The sequence below is a fragment of the Pleomorphomonas sp. NRK KF1 genome (genome assembly GCF_023721755.1).
GTDB lineage: Bacteria > Pseudomonadota > Alphaproteobacteria > Rhizobiales > Pleomorphomonadaceae > Pleomorphomonas.
The window spans coordinates 1-14,143 of record NZ_JAMDLH010000005.1 but is presented as its reverse complement, the minus strand read 5'-3'; the positions used below and the strand labels follow the sequence as shown (position 1 = coordinate 14,143).

Here is a 14,143-nt window from a genome sequence, read left to right as displayed (position 1 = left end):
CCATGCGCAACGCCTATCCTTGCCGTGAAATCATGATGATTTCGTATATGTCGGTTACGAAAAACCGCCGGAAAGCGGCGACAGAAGATCCTGGAGATGGGGGATCAGCGGCTCGTCGGCCGGCGGCATGGGGTAATCGCGCAGCTTCTGGGGGCTGACCCAGGCCAACGCCTGCCCTTCGCGCCCCGCCACGTCGCCTTCCCAGCGGCGACAGACGTAGAGCGGCATCAACAGGTGGAAATCGTCGTAGGCGTGGCTGGCGAAGGTGAGCGGGGCGAGGCAGGCATGCTTGACGGCAATGCCGAGCTCTTCCTTGAGCTCCCGGATCAGCGCATCCTCCGGTCGCTCGCCAACCTCGAGCTTGCCGCCGGGAAACTCCCAGAGACCGGCGAGCGTCTTGCCCTCCGGTCTTTGAGCGAGCAAAATGCGCCCGTCGGCGTCGATCAGGGCGCAGGCCACCACCAGCACCATTTTCATCGGCGGCTCTCCGAGCTCAAAGGGATCAGCTGCGATAGTCGCCGTTGATGGCGACGTATTCCTTGGTGAGGTCGCAGGTCCAGACGGTGGCTTGACCGCCGCCGAGACCGATGTCGGCCCGGATGACGATCTCGTCCTTGCGCATGGCGGCCGAGGCGGCGTCCTCGGAATAGTCGGGGTCGCGCTCGCCCTCGACGGCGACGCGGATGCCGCCGAAGTAGATGGCGAGGCGGTCGCGGTCGGCCGGTTCGCCGGCCTTGCCTACGGCCATGACGACGCGGCCCCAGTTGGCGTCCTCGCCGGCCACGGCCGTCTTGACCAGCGGCGAGTTGGCGATGGCGAAGGCGATGCGCTTGGCCGAGGCGTCGTCGACGGCGCCGGTGACGTTGACCTCGATGAACTTGCGGGCGCCTTCACCGTCGCGCACCACCATCTTGGCGAGGTCGAGCAGCAGGGCTTCAAGCGCGGCGCGGAAGGCGGCAAGGCGCGCATCGGCCGGGTCGGCGATGCGTGGCGCGCCGCGTCCGGCGGCCTTGCCGGTGGCGAAAAGCAGCAGCGTGTCGGAGGTCGAGGTATCGCTGTCGACGGTGATCGAATTGAACGACTTCCGGGCTCCCTTGGAGATGAGATCCTGCAGTACCGGTGCCGCCAGCGGAGCGTCGGTAAAGACAAAAGAGAGCATGGTCGCCATGTCGGGCGCAATCATGCCGGCGCCCTTGGCCATGCCGTTGATCGTCACCGGCACGCCGCCGAGGTCGACGGTGGCGGTCACCACCTTCGGGAAGGTGTCGGTGGTCATGATGGCGCGGGCGGCGTCGATCCACGGCGCCGGCGCCAGACGGCCGGACAAGTCGCCGAGCACGGCTTCGAATTTCTTCGGTTCGAGCGGTTCGCCGATGACGCCGGTCGAGGCGAGGAAGACCTCGCCGGCCGGAATGCCGAGGGCGGAAGAGACGTAGGCGGCTGAGGCTTCCACCGTCTCGCGGCCCTTCTTGCCGGTGAAGGCATTGGCGTTGCCGGAGTTGACCATCAGTGCCCGGGCCTTGCCGGCGGGAAGGTTGGCGCGACACCAGTCCACCGGGGCCGACGGGCACTTGGATGTCGTGAAAACGCCGGCCACCTCGGTCCCCTCGTCGAGGGAAACCAGCAGCACGTCGGTTCGCCCCTTGTACTTGATGCCGGCGGCGGCGGTCGCAAAGCGGACGCCCTCAAGGGCGGGCAGCTCGGGATAGGACTTGGGGGCGAGCGGGGGCTGGGTTCCGGACATCTTCGGCTCTTGGCGAGAGGCGGTGGGGAGGCCCCGGTCAACCTGTGGCCGGGGCGGTAGACCAATCAGTTGGCGGGAGCGGGCGTCGCCGGGGCGGCAGCCGGGTCGGCCGGGGCAGCCGGCGGGGTCAGGATCTCGATCTTGGCCGCTTCGCGCATCTTGGCGAGCGTCTCCTGATACTTGTCGCGCTCGACCACCTGGACGACCTGCTCGCGCACCTGATCAAGCGTCGGCACCGGCTGCGCACGGCGCTCCTCGACCTTGAGGATATGGAAGCCGAACTGAGTCTTGACGGGCTTGGTCGAGACTTCACCGGGCTTCAGCGCGAAGGCTTCCGCCTCGAACTCGGGCACCATCTGACCCTTGGTGAAGAAGCCGAGATCGCCGCCGGTCGGCTTGGAGCCGGGGTCTTCCGACTTTTCCTTGGCGATGGCCTCGAAGTCGCCGCCGTCGGCCAGCTGCTTGATGATGGCGTTGGCTTCTTCCTCGGTCTTCACGAGGATGTGACGGGCATGCACCTCCTCGGGGGCGACGTAGCCGGCGGTATCCTTTTCGTAGCGGGCCTTGATCTCGTCCTCGGTGATCTTGCCCTGGACCTCGTCCTCGACATAGGTGTTGCGGAGGGCCTGCGCCTCGAGGAAGGCCATGCGGGCCTTGTACTTCGGGCTGTCGGCGGTGCCGGCGGCGAGGGCGGCGTCGGCCATGACGTGCATGTCGACCAGCGCGTTGATCAGCATCGTGCGGCGCTGCGCCTCGGGGATCTGCGCAAGCTGATCGCCGAACACGTCGGTGGCCATCTGGAGCTCGGAGGCGGTGATATCCTTGCCGTTGACGCGGGCCACTACGTCTTCGGCCAAAGCCGGCATCACGGAAAGCGGCAAGGCGATGAGGGCGGCAAAAAGACCGAGGCGACCGCGAGCGCCGGCGGCGGGAGCAAAGTTCATCGGGGACGATCCTGTCTTCGGTCCGCGTCCGGAGATCGGGCCGGTACCGTGTGGCAGCCCTATAGCGCGCCCCGCGCGCGGCGGCAAACTATCCGTGGCGGCAAGGACGAAAAAGAAGGACTTGGAAGAGAGAGCGCAATCCGCGCAGTTGCCCGTCCCGGCCGCCGCGAGAAGCGCCGATTCCTGCCATCGGCATGGGTCCCAGCGTTGACATATCTCCGACCCCGCCATAGATGGAGCGTGGCTTGGCAGGTCGGGCGAACGGCGGCGCGGAACCAAACTTCGGGCGCCGCCATTGTTCTTTCCAGCGCCTGCGCATGGAATTCTGATCGAAGGGATGGGCTGCCATGGTCGGCCTCGGCGGATTAGCACGCAAGATTTTCGGTTCGGCGAACGATCGTCGTATTCGCTCCTACCGCCCCGCCGTGCAGGCGATCGGCGCACTCGAGAAGGAGATGGAGGCTCTGTCCGACGAGGCGCTCGCCGGCAAGACCGTCGAATTCCGCGAGAAGCTCGCCGCCGGTGCCGAGCTCGACACGCTTCTGCTCCCGGCTTTCGCAGTGGTGCGCGAGGCCGCCAAGCGCGCTCTCGGCCAGCGTCATTTCGACGTGCAGCTGATCGGCGGCATGGTGCTCAACGACGGCGACATCGCCGAGATGAAGACCGGCGAAGGCAAGACGCTGGTAGCGACGCTCGCCGTCTATCTCAACGCGCTGCCGGGCAAGGGCGTCCACGTCGTCACCGTCAACGACTATCTGGCCAGCCGCGACGCCGAGTGGATGGGGCGGGTTTACCGCTTCCTCGGGCTAACGGTCGGCATCATCGTCCACGGTCTTTCCGACGACGAACGCCGCGCCGCCTATGCCTGCGACATCACCTACGCCACCAACAACGAGCTCGGTTTCGACTATCTGCGCGACAACATGAAGTATGAGAAGGCGCAGATGGTGCAGCGCGGCCACCACTACGCCATCGTCGACGAGGTGGACTCGATCCTGATCGACGAGGCGCGCACGCCGCTGATCATCTCCGGCCCGCTCGAAGACCGCTCCGAGTTCTACAACACCATCGACACCTTCATTCCCGGCATCGCCGACGAGGATTTCGAGGTCGACGAGAAGCAGCGCACGGCCATCTTCTCCGAGGTCGGCACCGAACGCATGGAAGAACGCCTGCGCGCGGCCGGCCTCCTCAAGGGTGGTTCGCTCTATGACGTCGAGAACGTCTCGGTCGTCCACCACCTCAACCAGGCCCTTCGGGCGCACAAGCTGTTCCAGCGCGATCGCGACTACATCGTCAAGGACAACGAGGTGGTCATCATCGACGAGTTCACCGGCCGCATGATGCCGGGCCGCCGCTATTCGGACGGCCTGCACCAGGCGCTGGAGGCCAAGGAGCACGTTCGCATCCAGCCCGAGAACCAGACGCTCGCCTCGATCACCTTCCAGAACTACTTCCGCATGTACGAGAAGCTGGCCGGCATGACCGGCACGGCGTCGACGGAAGCGGACGAGTTCGCCGACATCTACGACCTTGAGGTCGTCGAGGTTCCGACCCACCGGCCGATCTCCCGCATCGACGACCATGACGAGGTCTACCGGACCGTCGAGGAGAAATACGCCGCCATCGTCGAGACCATCCGTGCCTGCAAGGAAAAGGGCCAGCCCATCCTGGTCGGCACCACCTCGATCGAAAAGTCCGAGCAGCTGGCCGAGCTTCTGCAGAAGCGCGGCTTCCAGCAGAGCGATCCGGATGTGCTGATGGACGGCGACAAGCCGGTGTTCCAGGTGCTTAACGCCCGCTACCACGAGCAGGAAGCCTACATCATCTCGCAGGCCGGCCTGCCGGGCGCCGTGACGATCGCCACCAACATGGCCGGCCGCGGCACCGACATCCAGCTCGGCGGCAACGCCGACATGCTGATCGCCCGCAAGCTCGCCGACGTGCCGCCGGGACCGGAGCGCGACGCCCGCGAGGCCAAGATCCGCGAAGACGTCGTCCGTCTCAAAGAGAAGGCGTTGGCCGCCGGCGGCCTGTTCGTGCTCGGCACCGAACGCCATGAAAGCCGCCGCATCGACAATCAGCTGCGCGGCCGTTCCGGCCGTCAGGGCGACCCCGGCCAGTCGCGCTTCTACCTGTCGCTTCAGGACGACCTGATGCGCATCTTCGGCTCCGACCGCATGGACGGCATGCTGCAGAAGCTCGGCCTGAAGGACGGCGAGGCCATCATCCATCCGTGGATCAACAAGGCCCTCGAGAAGGCGCAACAGAAGGTCGAGGCGCGCAACTTCGACATCCGCAAGAACCTTCTCAAGTTCGACAACGTCATGAACGATCAGCGCAAGGTGATCTTCGAGCAGCGCATCGAGCTGATGACGGAAGAGAGCGTCGCCGATACCGTCGCCGACATGCGGCGCGAGGTGATTTCCGCCCTCGTTGCGCAGCACATCCCCGAGAACGCCTATGCCGAGCAGTGGGACGTCAAGGGGCTGCATGACGCGGTGATCGAGACCCTGAACATCGAGGTTCCCGTCGCCGACTGGGCGAAGGAAGAGGGCATCGCCGACCAGGAGATCGAGGAGCGCCTCATCGCCGCGGCCGACGCCGACTTCGCGGCTCGCGAGGAGCGCGTCGGTGCCGAGCTGATGCGCCGGGTCGAGAAGGCCATCCTTCTCCAGACGCTGGACAACCTTTGGCGCGAGCATCTCGCCCATCTCGATCACCTTCGCTCGGTAGTCGGCTTCCGTGGCTATGCCCAGCGCGATCCGCTCAACGAGTACAAGACCGAGGCGTTCTCGCTGTTTGAGACGCTGCTCAACGATCTGCGCCGGCAGGTGACGACCAACCTCAGCCGCGTCGAGGTGCGTCAGGCGCCGCCCGAGACGCCGGCCTTCGACGATCGGGCCCTGTCGGCCCACCATGCCGATCCCGCGACCGGCCTCGATGAGGAAACTGCCGGTCCGGCGCCGGCCTTTGCCGCTGGGCCGGTTGCCCGCGATGCCAACGATCCCTCGACCTGGGGGCATGTTGGCCGCAACGAGCCGTGCCCGTGCGGCTCCGGCAAGAAGTTCAAGCACTGCCACGGTCAGTTTGCCTGATGTTCGACCGCCAGTCCCGTCCGGGAGGTCGCCGATTTTCCGGACGGACGGGGTCAGGCATAGACAATTCGTCGAAATTGTTGCCTGAAAGGCCAATTGGAAAAGCTGATCAGCAATAGCACGAATTATGTCGGCAGCCCCAAAGGCGCATGCTGGAATTGAACGATTAATCTTGACTTTTAGTGTCAACTCTTTAATCAGATGGTGTCATGCGCCTTACCCAAGCCACCAACTACTCGATCAGGGTGCTGCTCTATTGCGCGGTGAATCCCGACCGCCCGAGCCGCGTCGCTGACATCGCCGCCACCTTCGACATGTCGGAGACGCACCTGTTCAAGATTCTGAAGGTGCTTGTGGATCACAAGTTCATCGAGACCATCCGCGGGCGTCACGGCGGGCTGAAGCTCGGCCGTCCGGCGGACGAGATCAAGCTCGGCGACGTCATCGCCGCCACCGAGGAAAGCTTCCAGATGGCGGAGTGCTTCTCGGAGGAGGGGCGCAAGGACTGCCCGCTGATCCTTTCCTGCGAGTACAACCGCGTGCTGCGCGAGGCGCTCGGTGCCTTCTTCGCCGTGCTCGACCGCTATACGGTGGCCGACATCGCCAAGGATCGCTCCATGCTGCGCGGGGCGCTCGGCATCGACGATCTCCTGCACCCGGCGCTTGCCAGCGCCTGATCCGGTTCTGCATTGCCTTTCGGCCCGCCCGACGGATTCCGTCGTGGCGGGCCTCGTCTTTTGAATGGCCCCTTTTCGGCGCTCGCCTCGGTCCCCATATTGGTCGGCGAGGAGCAAGGGCCGTAGCCTAAGCTCAAGATATCCAGACGCTTCCGCCGGGCTTCGGACGGTGGAGGCGGGCTCCAGGAAAGGATGTCCAGATGAATTTCGAAAAGTATACCGAGCGGGCGCGCGGCTTCGTCCAGTCGGCCCAGACCATGGCGCTTGGTCGCGGCCACCAGCAGTTCGCCCCCGAGCATCTTCTCAAGGTGCTGCTCGACGACCCCGAGGGAATGGCCGCCGGCCTGATCAACGCCGCCGGTGGTGACGCCGGTCGGGCGCTTGCCGCCGTCGACCGGGCGCTCGAGGCGATGCCGCGCGTTTCCGGTGGCAACGGCCAGCTCTATCTGACCGCGCCGACGGCCAAGGTGTTTGCCACCGCCGAGGCTCTGGCCGACAAGGCGGGAGACAGCTTCGTCACTGTCGAGCGGCTGCTCATCGCGCTCGCCGTCGAGGCCGAGGCCGGCACGGCCAAGATCCTGAAGGACGCCGGTGTTACCGCCAATGCGCTCAATGCCGCCGTCAACGAGATCCGCAAGGGCCGCACGGCCGACAGCGCCTCGGCCGAAAGCGGCTATGACGCGCTGAAGAAGTACGCCCGCGACCTGACCAAGGCAGCGCGCGACGGCAAGCTCGATCCGGTGATCGGCCGCGATGAAGAGATTCGCCGCACCATCCAGGTGCTGAGCCGCCGCACCAAGAACAACCCGGTGCTGATCGGCGAGCCGGGCGTCGGCAAGACCGCCATCGCGGAGGGCTTGGCGCTGCGCATCGTCAACGGGGACGTGCCGGAGAGCCTGAAGGACAAGGAACTGCTCGCCCTCGACATGGGCGCTCTGATCGCCGGCGCGAAATATCGTGGCGAGTTCGAGGAGCGCCTCAAGGCGGTGCTGTCGGAAGTGACGGCGGCCGAAGGCGGCGTCATCCTGTTCATCGACGAGATGCACACGCTGGTGGGCGCCGGCAAGGCCGACGGCGCCATGGATGCCTCCAACCTTCTGAAGCCGGCCTTGTCGCGCGGCGAGCTGCACTGCGTCGGCGCCACCACGCTCGACGAGTATCGCAAGTATGTGGAGAAGGACGCGGCGCTGGCCCGGCGCTTCCAACCGGTGTTCGTCGACGAGCCGACGGTGGCCGATACCGTCTCCATCCTGCGCGGCATCAAGGAAAAGTACGAGCAGCACCACAAGGTGCGCATCACCGACGCGGCTCTGGTTGCGGCGGCGACGCTCTCCAACCGCTACATCACCGACCGCTTCCTGCCCGACAAGGCGATCGACCTCGTCGACGAGGCAGGCTCGCGGCTGAGGATGCAGGTGGATTCCAAGCCCGAAGAGCTCGATGAGATCGACCGGCGGGTGATCCAGCTCCGGATCGAGCAGGAGGCGCTGAAGAAGGAAACCGACGCGGCTTCGCGCGACCGGCTGGAGCGGCTTGAGCGCGAGCTTGCCGAACTGGAACAGGAGTCGGCGGCGCTGACCGCTCGCTGGAAGGCCGAGAAGGACAAGCTCGGCCACGCGGCGGAGCTGAAGCGCCGGCTCGACGAGGCACGCAACGATCTCGCCATTGCCCAGCGCAAGGGCGAGTATCAGCGGGCCGGCGAACTCGCCTATGGCGTCATCCCGGGTATCGAGTTCGAGTTGAAGGCAACCGAGGCGGCAGCCGGGCAGGGCGACGGCATGCTGGAGGAAGCGGTGACGCCCGACCACGTGGCGCAGGTCGTCTCGCGCTGGACCGGCGTTCCCGTCGACAAGATGCTGGAAGGCGAGCGCGAGAAGCTGCTCAGGATGGAGGACGAACTCGCCAAGCGCGTCGTCGGCCAGGCCGAGGCGGTGCATGCCGTTTCGACGGCCGTCCGCCGCGCCCGTGCCGGCCTGCAGGATCCGAACCGTCCGATCGGCTCGTTCATGTTCCTTGGCCCCACCGGCGTCGGCAAGACCGAACTGACCAAGGCGCTCGCCGCTTACCTGTTCGACGACGAGCACGCCATGGTGCGCATCGACATGTCCGAGTACATGGAGAAGCACTCGGTTTCCAGGCTGATCGGCGCCCCTCCGGGCTATGTCGGCTACGACGAGGGCGGTGCGCTGACCGAGGCAGTGCGGCGTCGGCCTTACCAGGTCGTGCTGTTCGACGAGATCGAGAAGGCGCATCCGGACGTGTTCAACGTGCTCCTGCAGGTGCTCGACGACGGTCGCCTCACCGACGGCCAGGGCCGCACGGTGGACTTCAAGAATGCGATGATCATCCTGACGTCGAACCTCGGGTCGGAGTATCTCGCGGGCCAGAAGGAAGGCGAGGACGTCGACGCGGTGCGCGAGCAGGTGATGGGCGTGGTTCGCTCGGCCTTCCGGCCGGAGTTTCTCAACCGCCTCGATGAGATCGTGCTGTTCCATCGCCTGAAGCGGACGGAAATGGGCGCCATCGTCGACATCCAGCTCAAGCGTCTCGAGGCGCTGCTGGAAGATCGCAAGGTGACGCTGACGCTCGACGACAGCGCGCGGACGTGGCTGGCCGACAAGGGCTACGACCCGGTCTACGGCGCGCGGCCGCTGAAGCGGGTCATCCAGCGCCAGCTCCAGGATCCGCTGGCCGAGCGCATCCTGGCCGGCCATGTCCGCGACGGCGACACCGTGGCGGTGACCGGTGGCAGCGACCGGCTGCTGTTCTCGGAGATCCGCGACGTCGCGGCGTAAGCGACGTCAGCGCGAAACTATCAGGCCGGCCGGGGAGACCCGGCCGGTTCTCGTTTCAGAACGCCATCGACCACAAGGCCGACACCGGCATGGCGATGATGAGGCCGGGCAGCATGTTGCCGATCGGGAACATCTTGATGCCGCAGATGCGGAGGCCGGTGGCCAGCATCATCACGCCGCCGGTGGCGGAGAAGTCGGCGACCATGTCCGGCGTGGTCAGTGGCATCAGAAGGGTGGCGCCGAAGGCGAGGGCCATCTGGATGGCCATTTGCGGGACGGCGATGGTGGCGACCGACAGGCCGAGCGTTGTCGCGAAGATGGCGGCGGTGGGCAAGTCGAGGAAGGCCTTGGCGATCAGCACGCTCGGGTCGTGCGTCATGCCCTCGTTGAGCGCGCCGAAGATGCCGGCGCCGGAGGCGCAGAACAGCACGAGAATGGCGACGAAGCTCTCGATGAAGGCCTCGTGGGAAATGCCGCGCGGCGTTTTCGCCACCCTCTCCACCAGGCGTTTGGCAAGGCCGCCGATCAGCGAGAGCCCGTCCTCGATGCGGATGAGTTCTCCGATGAGCGCGCCGAGCACGGTGGCGATCACCATCACCGGCATGTTAGCGACGTGGGCGATCAGCACCACGCCCATGGCCATGGACGATACGCCGAAGGCGAGTGGCATGCCGGCCCGGAGCCGTTCCGGCATATGGTGGGCGATGAGCGTGCCGCCGAAGGCGCCGAGGAGAATGGCGGCGCCGTTGATGAAGGGTCCGATGATCATGAGGCCGTTCCGCTGGAGCATCATTCGACCGCAGTGAAACGAGGATCGAAAAGATGATGCTTACTAAACAAAAGTCTAGAGCGCCGATCCGGTTCATTCAGATCGCACGGCGCTCTAGGGTCGGCCTTCTATAGCGCTCCGGCTGGCGATCGCCAGCCGGCTCACTCCGATTTGATGAGGCCTCGTCAACCGTTGTCGGACAGAACCTTGGTCTCCTGCCGCGTCTTGATGAGGCTGACCAGGACGCCGCCGGCAACCAGCGCGAACGTGACGCCGAGAGAGATGGCGGCCGGGAATTTGTCGAGGCCCATGAGTTCGGCCACGAACACCTTGCTGCCGATGAACACCAGCACCAGGGCCAGTGCCGGCTTCAGGTAGCGGAAGCGGTGGATCATCGCGGCGAGGGCGAAGTAGAGCGCGCGCAGGCCGAGAATGGCGAAGATGTTCGAGGTGTAGATGACGAAGGCGTCGGTGGTGATGGCGAAGATGGCCGGCACGGAATCGACGGCGAATACGATGTCGGCGGCCTCGATCAACACCAGAGCCAGGAACAGTGGCGTCGCGTGCAGGGCCATGCGGCCGCTATCCGCGAGCGGTCTGCGGACGAAAAAGCGATCGCCGTCGAGCTCCTTGGTGACGTTGAGGTGGCGGCGCAAGAAGCCGACAAGCGGGTTCTTGTCGAGGTCGGGCTCCTTGTCCTCGGTGACCAGCATCTTGATGCCGGTCAGCACCAGGAAGGCAGCGAAGAGATAGAGGATCCAGTGAAACTCGGCGACCAGGGTGGCGCCGGCGCCGATCATGATGCCGCGCAGGACGATGACGCCGAGGATGCCCCAGAACAGCGCCCGGTGCTGGTAGCGGCGGGGAATGCCGAAGAAGGAGAAGATGAGCGCAATGACGAAGATGTTGTCGAGCGCCAGCGTCTTCTCGATGACGAAGCCGGTGAGATAGGCGAGGCCTGACTCGGCGCCGATATGCCACCAGACGAAACCGCCGAACATGAGGCCGATGGCGATGTAGCCGCCCGACAGGATGAGGCTCTGGCGGATGGAGATCTCCTCCGACTTGCGATGAAGAACGCCGAGGTCGAAGGCGAGCAGAAAGGCGACGAGGCTGAGGAAGGCCAGCCAGAGATAAAGTGGCGTGCCGAGCCAGGGCGTGGCGAGGAGAGCAAGATCCAAGGTCGCGAACTCTGCCGGCGGGATGCGTCGACAAAGGTCCGACATCGCAGATGCGCCGGCGGCTTCTGCCAGAGGGGCCCGGACCTAACGGGTCGGGGCTGAAATGGGGCGAGGCTCGCCGATGTTCAAGAGGGTTGTAAGTGTTTATCCGTATGAGTGCCGACTGACGGCCAACTAACCGCCACTGGCTGTGGTCGCCGCACGGGCCGTCTGGCTTTCGCCGGCGAGCAAAGTGTCGACGCGGTCGCGCTCCGCCTGGAAGGCGGCGAGCACGTTGCCGTCCAACGTGCGGCCCTGAGGCAGCTTGATGCGGAGCGGATCGACCGGCGTGCCGTTGACGTGCACCTCGTAGTGGAGATGCGGACCGGTGGAGAGGCCGGTGGTGCCGACATAGCCGATCACCTGGCCCTGCCGAACCCGCACGCCCTCCTTGATGCCCTTTGCAAAGCCGGTTTGGTGGGCATAGGCGGTGGCATAGCCGTTGGTGTGCTGGACCTCGATGTAGTTGCCGTAACCGTTCTTCCAGCGAGCGTAGGTGACGATGCCGTCGCCGGCCGACATGATCGGCGTGCCGCGTGGCGCCGCCCAGTCGACACCGGTGTGCATGCGAGTGACGCCGAGCAGCGGATGGTTGCGGGCGCCGAAGCCGGAACGGAAGGTGCCGCCCGACATCGGTTTGCGCATCAGGAATTTCTTGGCGCTCTTGCCGCTGTCGTCATAGTAGTCGATCGTGCCGTCGTCGGGCGCGCGATAGCGGTAGAAACGGCGCTCCTTGCCGCCGAGCGTGATCGAGGTGAAGACGATCTCGCCGTTGTCGGTCTCCTCGCCGTCGTCGCCGAGCGTATAGACCATCTGGAAGCTGTCGCCCGGCTGGATGCGGGTGTTGAAGTCGAGGTCGAAGGAGAAGACGCGCACCAACTCGTCGATGAGGGCTGGGGGGACGCCATTCTTGAGCGACGTCTCGTAAAGGCTCTCGTAAAGGCGCGGTCGCGGGCTGTTCTCGTCGCTGTCGTTGCCGGCGACCGCCTGTTCGCTGGCGGGAGGTTCGTCGACCGCTATGTAGGAGCTATCGTCACCGAGACCGACCGAACCGAGGTGGCCGCCGTCGCGATAGATGGAGACGAGGATCGGCCGATAGCGCGCCGTCTCGTCGTCGGGGTCTGGCGCGAGGCGGATGTGAACCTCGTCGCCGATCTTCAGAAGACGCAGGCGATCGGCCTTGTGGAAGGCGAGCACGATGTCGCCGGCTTCGTCGTCGGTCGCTTCGTTATCGGTCAGCAGCTGCTCGAGCGGCTCGTCGGCCTCGACGGCGACGCGCCGGTCCTCGAAGGCGCTGCCCGAACCCGAGGATGCCGGCTCGGCGGTGGTCGTCGGCACGAAGGACACGTTCTCGGGGACGATGCGCACGCCGAACTGGTCCAGCGCCGACGGTTCGGCAAAGCCGAAGTCGAAACGCGACTGGTCGATCGGCGACAGCGATGCGGTCTTGACGTTGGTGCCGTTGAGGAAGCTCGCCGCTTCGCGCACGATCCGTTCGGTCTGGGCGATGTCGAGCGGTATGGAGGCTTCGAGCGTCGGGTCGTTCACCGGGAAGTCGGTGACCTTCAGCATCATGTCGCTCTCGACGGCGGCGCCGTAGAGCATCGCCTCGCCGCCTTCCGGGCTGCCGGCGTTGGCGTCGGCGAAGATGCGGAGCGGATTGTAGGGCGGAATGGGGTCGGTGATCTCGGCCATGTCCGAGACCAGGGTGGTCGACACCTTGGCGAACGGTTTCAGGCGGATGATGTCGTGCTCGCCGTCCTTGGCGATGGTCGACACCTTGAGAATCTGCTTGGCCGGCTCGAGATTGGCCTCGACGATCGGAAAGTCGCCCTTGGCGATCAGCTCGTTGTCCGGCGTCGGCACCACGACGGCGGAGCGCGTGACGGTGCCCGAGGGCTCGGCGATGGTCTCGCGGCCGTCGAAGGCTGCATAGAGTGCGCCGCCCATAAGGAAGGTCGAGGCAAAGGTCGCGAGCACCGTGCCGGTCAGCCACCGGATCGATACGCCGCGCCGGTCGGGCAGGCCGCGAGCACCAGACGTCAGAAGCGGCGGCAGATCACCGAGCTCGACGTTATCGTTCCGGTGCAGGGGACGCGCGGCATTCATGGATGGTGTCTTGCTTCCGCCCGTTGATGGTGGAGCGCTTGGGTCTTGTTCGCGGGCATGCCGGCGAACCCTGGCGCCTTCCTTGAATTTGGCGTGACTTTGCCGCCCGGTGTCGCGGCTTGTCAATGTCGGCTCCGCCGTTGGCATCGCTTCTCCGGAGAAAAAGCGTCCGCCGACTAACTCCGTCGGTGAAAAATGGGGCGGTAGTTGGGCGTCGAGGCGGCGAATGGCGGGTTTCCGGCGCTGCTTGTCGGGTGGTGAAAAATAAGGCAGCGAAAAGTTCGCTGAAATTGTCGGCAACTTACCCGGCTTTGATCGATGAGGGCCAAAAATGTCCCGGAAATCAGCCGAAAGTCGACTATCGCTGCCGAAAAACGCGTGTCACAAGACCGTGTTGACAGCCAGAACGGCGATCCCTATAAGCACGTTCATCGACGGCGGCGCTGCGGCGACGTGGTGCCGGCGAGTTTCTGTTGCCTGGTCCTGGCGGTAAGCTGGTGGCGCTGAGGCGGCGGGTTTGAGGGGCTGGTTCTCCTCGGTTCTTTGACAAGTGAATAGGAAGAAAGAGAAACGTGGCCGGCGCTTGGGGCATTCGGCACGTGACAGGCCTCTCGGGGTTTGTTGTGTGTCAAGAAGAGCTAAGTCCGGAATTCACGTTTCTTGATACTAAGGACCGTTTCGGTTGGGCCCTTTCGGGGGTTTGATTGGAATGGACCTCGTCAAGTGAACTTGTGATTTCGGGAAAGAACTCTTGAACATGAGAGTTTGATCCTGGCTCAGAACGAAC

9 protein-coding genes are annotated in these 14,143 nt (G+C 65.1%); 3 read left to right on the top strand and 6 right to left on the bottom strand.

The window, feature by feature from the left end; genetic code table 11:
• Window positions 1-54: 54 nt before the first annotated feature.
• The 3 genes from mutT to M4J39_RS13430 form a co-directional block, all read right to left on the bottom strand.
• The gene (gene mutT, locus M4J39_RS13440; RefSeq protein ID WP_251728660.1) at window positions 55-477 is read right to left on the bottom strand and encodes an 8-oxo-dGTP diphosphatase MutT; all 423 of its coding nucleotides are present in this window, start codon (window positions 475-477) and stop codon (window positions 55-57) included.
• Between the two features lie 25 nt (window positions 478-502).
• Complete coding sequence (argJ, locus tag M4J39_RS13435; RefSeq protein ID WP_251728658.1) at window positions 503-1,744, bottom strand: bifunctional glutamate N-acetyltransferase/amino-acid acetyltransferase ArgJ; 1,242 nt, start codon at window positions 1,742-1,744, stop codon at window positions 503-505.
• A gap of 65 nt (window positions 1,745-1,809) precedes the next feature.
• Window positions 1,810-2,688 carry a peptidylprolyl isomerase gene (locus M4J39_RS13430; RefSeq protein WP_251728656.1) on the bottom strand — a complete coding sequence of 293 codons (879 nt, stop codon included), beginning with the start codon at window positions 2,686-2,688 and terminating at the stop codon, window positions 1,810-1,812.
• Between the two features lie 347 nt (window positions 2,689-3,035).
• Between M4J39_RS13430 and secA the strand changes: the two genes are divergently transcribed.
• The 3 genes from secA (at window position 3,036) to clpB (ending at window position 9,258) form a co-directional block, all read left to right on the top strand.
• Window positions 3,036-5,786 (top strand): preprotein translocase subunit SecA, encoded by a 2,751-nt coding sequence (gene secA, locus M4J39_RS13425; protein WP_251728654.1) that lies wholly within the window; start codon window positions 3,036-3,038, stop codon window positions 5,784-5,786.
• A gap of 209 nt (window positions 5,787-5,995) precedes the next feature.
• Window positions 5,996-6,463, top strand: coding sequence for an Rrf2 family transcriptional regulator (locus M4J39_RS13420; RefSeq protein WP_101291071.1), 468 nt, complete (start codon window positions 5,996-5,998; stop codon window positions 6,461-6,463).
• Window positions 6,464-6,663: 200 nt separating this feature from the next.
• The gene (gene clpB / locus M4J39_RS13415) at window positions 6,664-9,258 is read left to right on the top strand and encodes an ATP-dependent chaperone ClpB (RefSeq protein WP_251728652.1); all 2,595 of its coding nucleotides are present in this window, start codon (window positions 6,664-6,666) and stop codon (window positions 9,256-9,258) included.
• 55 nt (window positions 9,259-9,313) lie between these two features.
• Here clpB and M4J39_RS13410 read toward each other — a convergent pair whose 3' ends face one another.
• From M4J39_RS13410 to M4J39_RS13400, 3 genes are all read right to left on the bottom strand, one after another.
• Window positions 9,314-10,027, bottom strand: coding sequence for a DUF554 domain-containing protein (locus M4J39_RS13410; protein WP_251728651.1), 714 nt, complete (start codon window positions 10,025-10,027; stop codon window positions 9,314-9,316).
• A 185-nt stretch (window positions 10,028-10,212) separates the two neighbouring features.
• Window positions 10,213-11,208, bottom strand: coding sequence for a TerC family protein (locus tag M4J39_RS13405; protein WP_251728649.1), 996 nt, complete (start codon window positions 11,206-11,208; stop codon window positions 10,213-10,215).
• A gap of 174 nt (window positions 11,209-11,382) precedes the next feature.
• Window positions 11,383-13,356, bottom strand: coding sequence for a M23 family metallopeptidase (locus M4J39_RS13400; RefSeq protein WP_251728647.1), 1,974 nt, complete (start codon window positions 13,354-13,356; stop codon window positions 11,383-11,385).
• Window positions 13,357-14,143: the final 787 nt, after the last annotated feature.

Coding starts and splice junctions, on each gene's coding strand:
- M4J39_RS13420 (WP_101291071.1), top strand. CDS start 5,996: ATGCGCCTTACCCAAGCCACCAACTACTCGATCAGGGTGCTGCTCTAT.
- clpB (WP_251728652.1), top strand. CDS start 6,664: ATGAATTTCGAAAAGTATACCGAGCGGGCGCGCGGCTTCGTCCAGTCG.
- argJ (WP_251728658.1), bottom strand. CDS start 1,744: ATGTCCGGAACCCAGCCCCCGCTCGCCCCCAAGTCCTATCCCGAGCTG.
- mutT (WP_251728660.1), bottom strand. CDS start 477: ATGAAAATGGTGCTGGTGGTGGCCTGCGCCCTGATCGACGCCGACGGG.
- M4J39_RS13410 (WP_251728651.1), bottom strand. CDS start 10,027: ATGATCATCGGACCCTTCATCAACGGCGCCGCCATTCTCCTCGGCGCC.
- M4J39_RS13400 (WP_251728647.1), bottom strand. CDS start 13,356: ATGAATGCCGCGCGTCCCCTGCACCGGAACGATAACGTCGAGCTCGGT.
- secA (WP_251728654.1), top strand. CDS start 3,036: ATGGTCGGCCTCGGCGGATTAGCACGCAAGATTTTCGGTTCGGCGAAC.
- M4J39_RS13430 (WP_251728656.1), bottom strand. CDS start 2,688: ATGAACTTTGCTCCCGCCGCCGGCGCTCGCGGTCGCCTCGGTCTTTTT.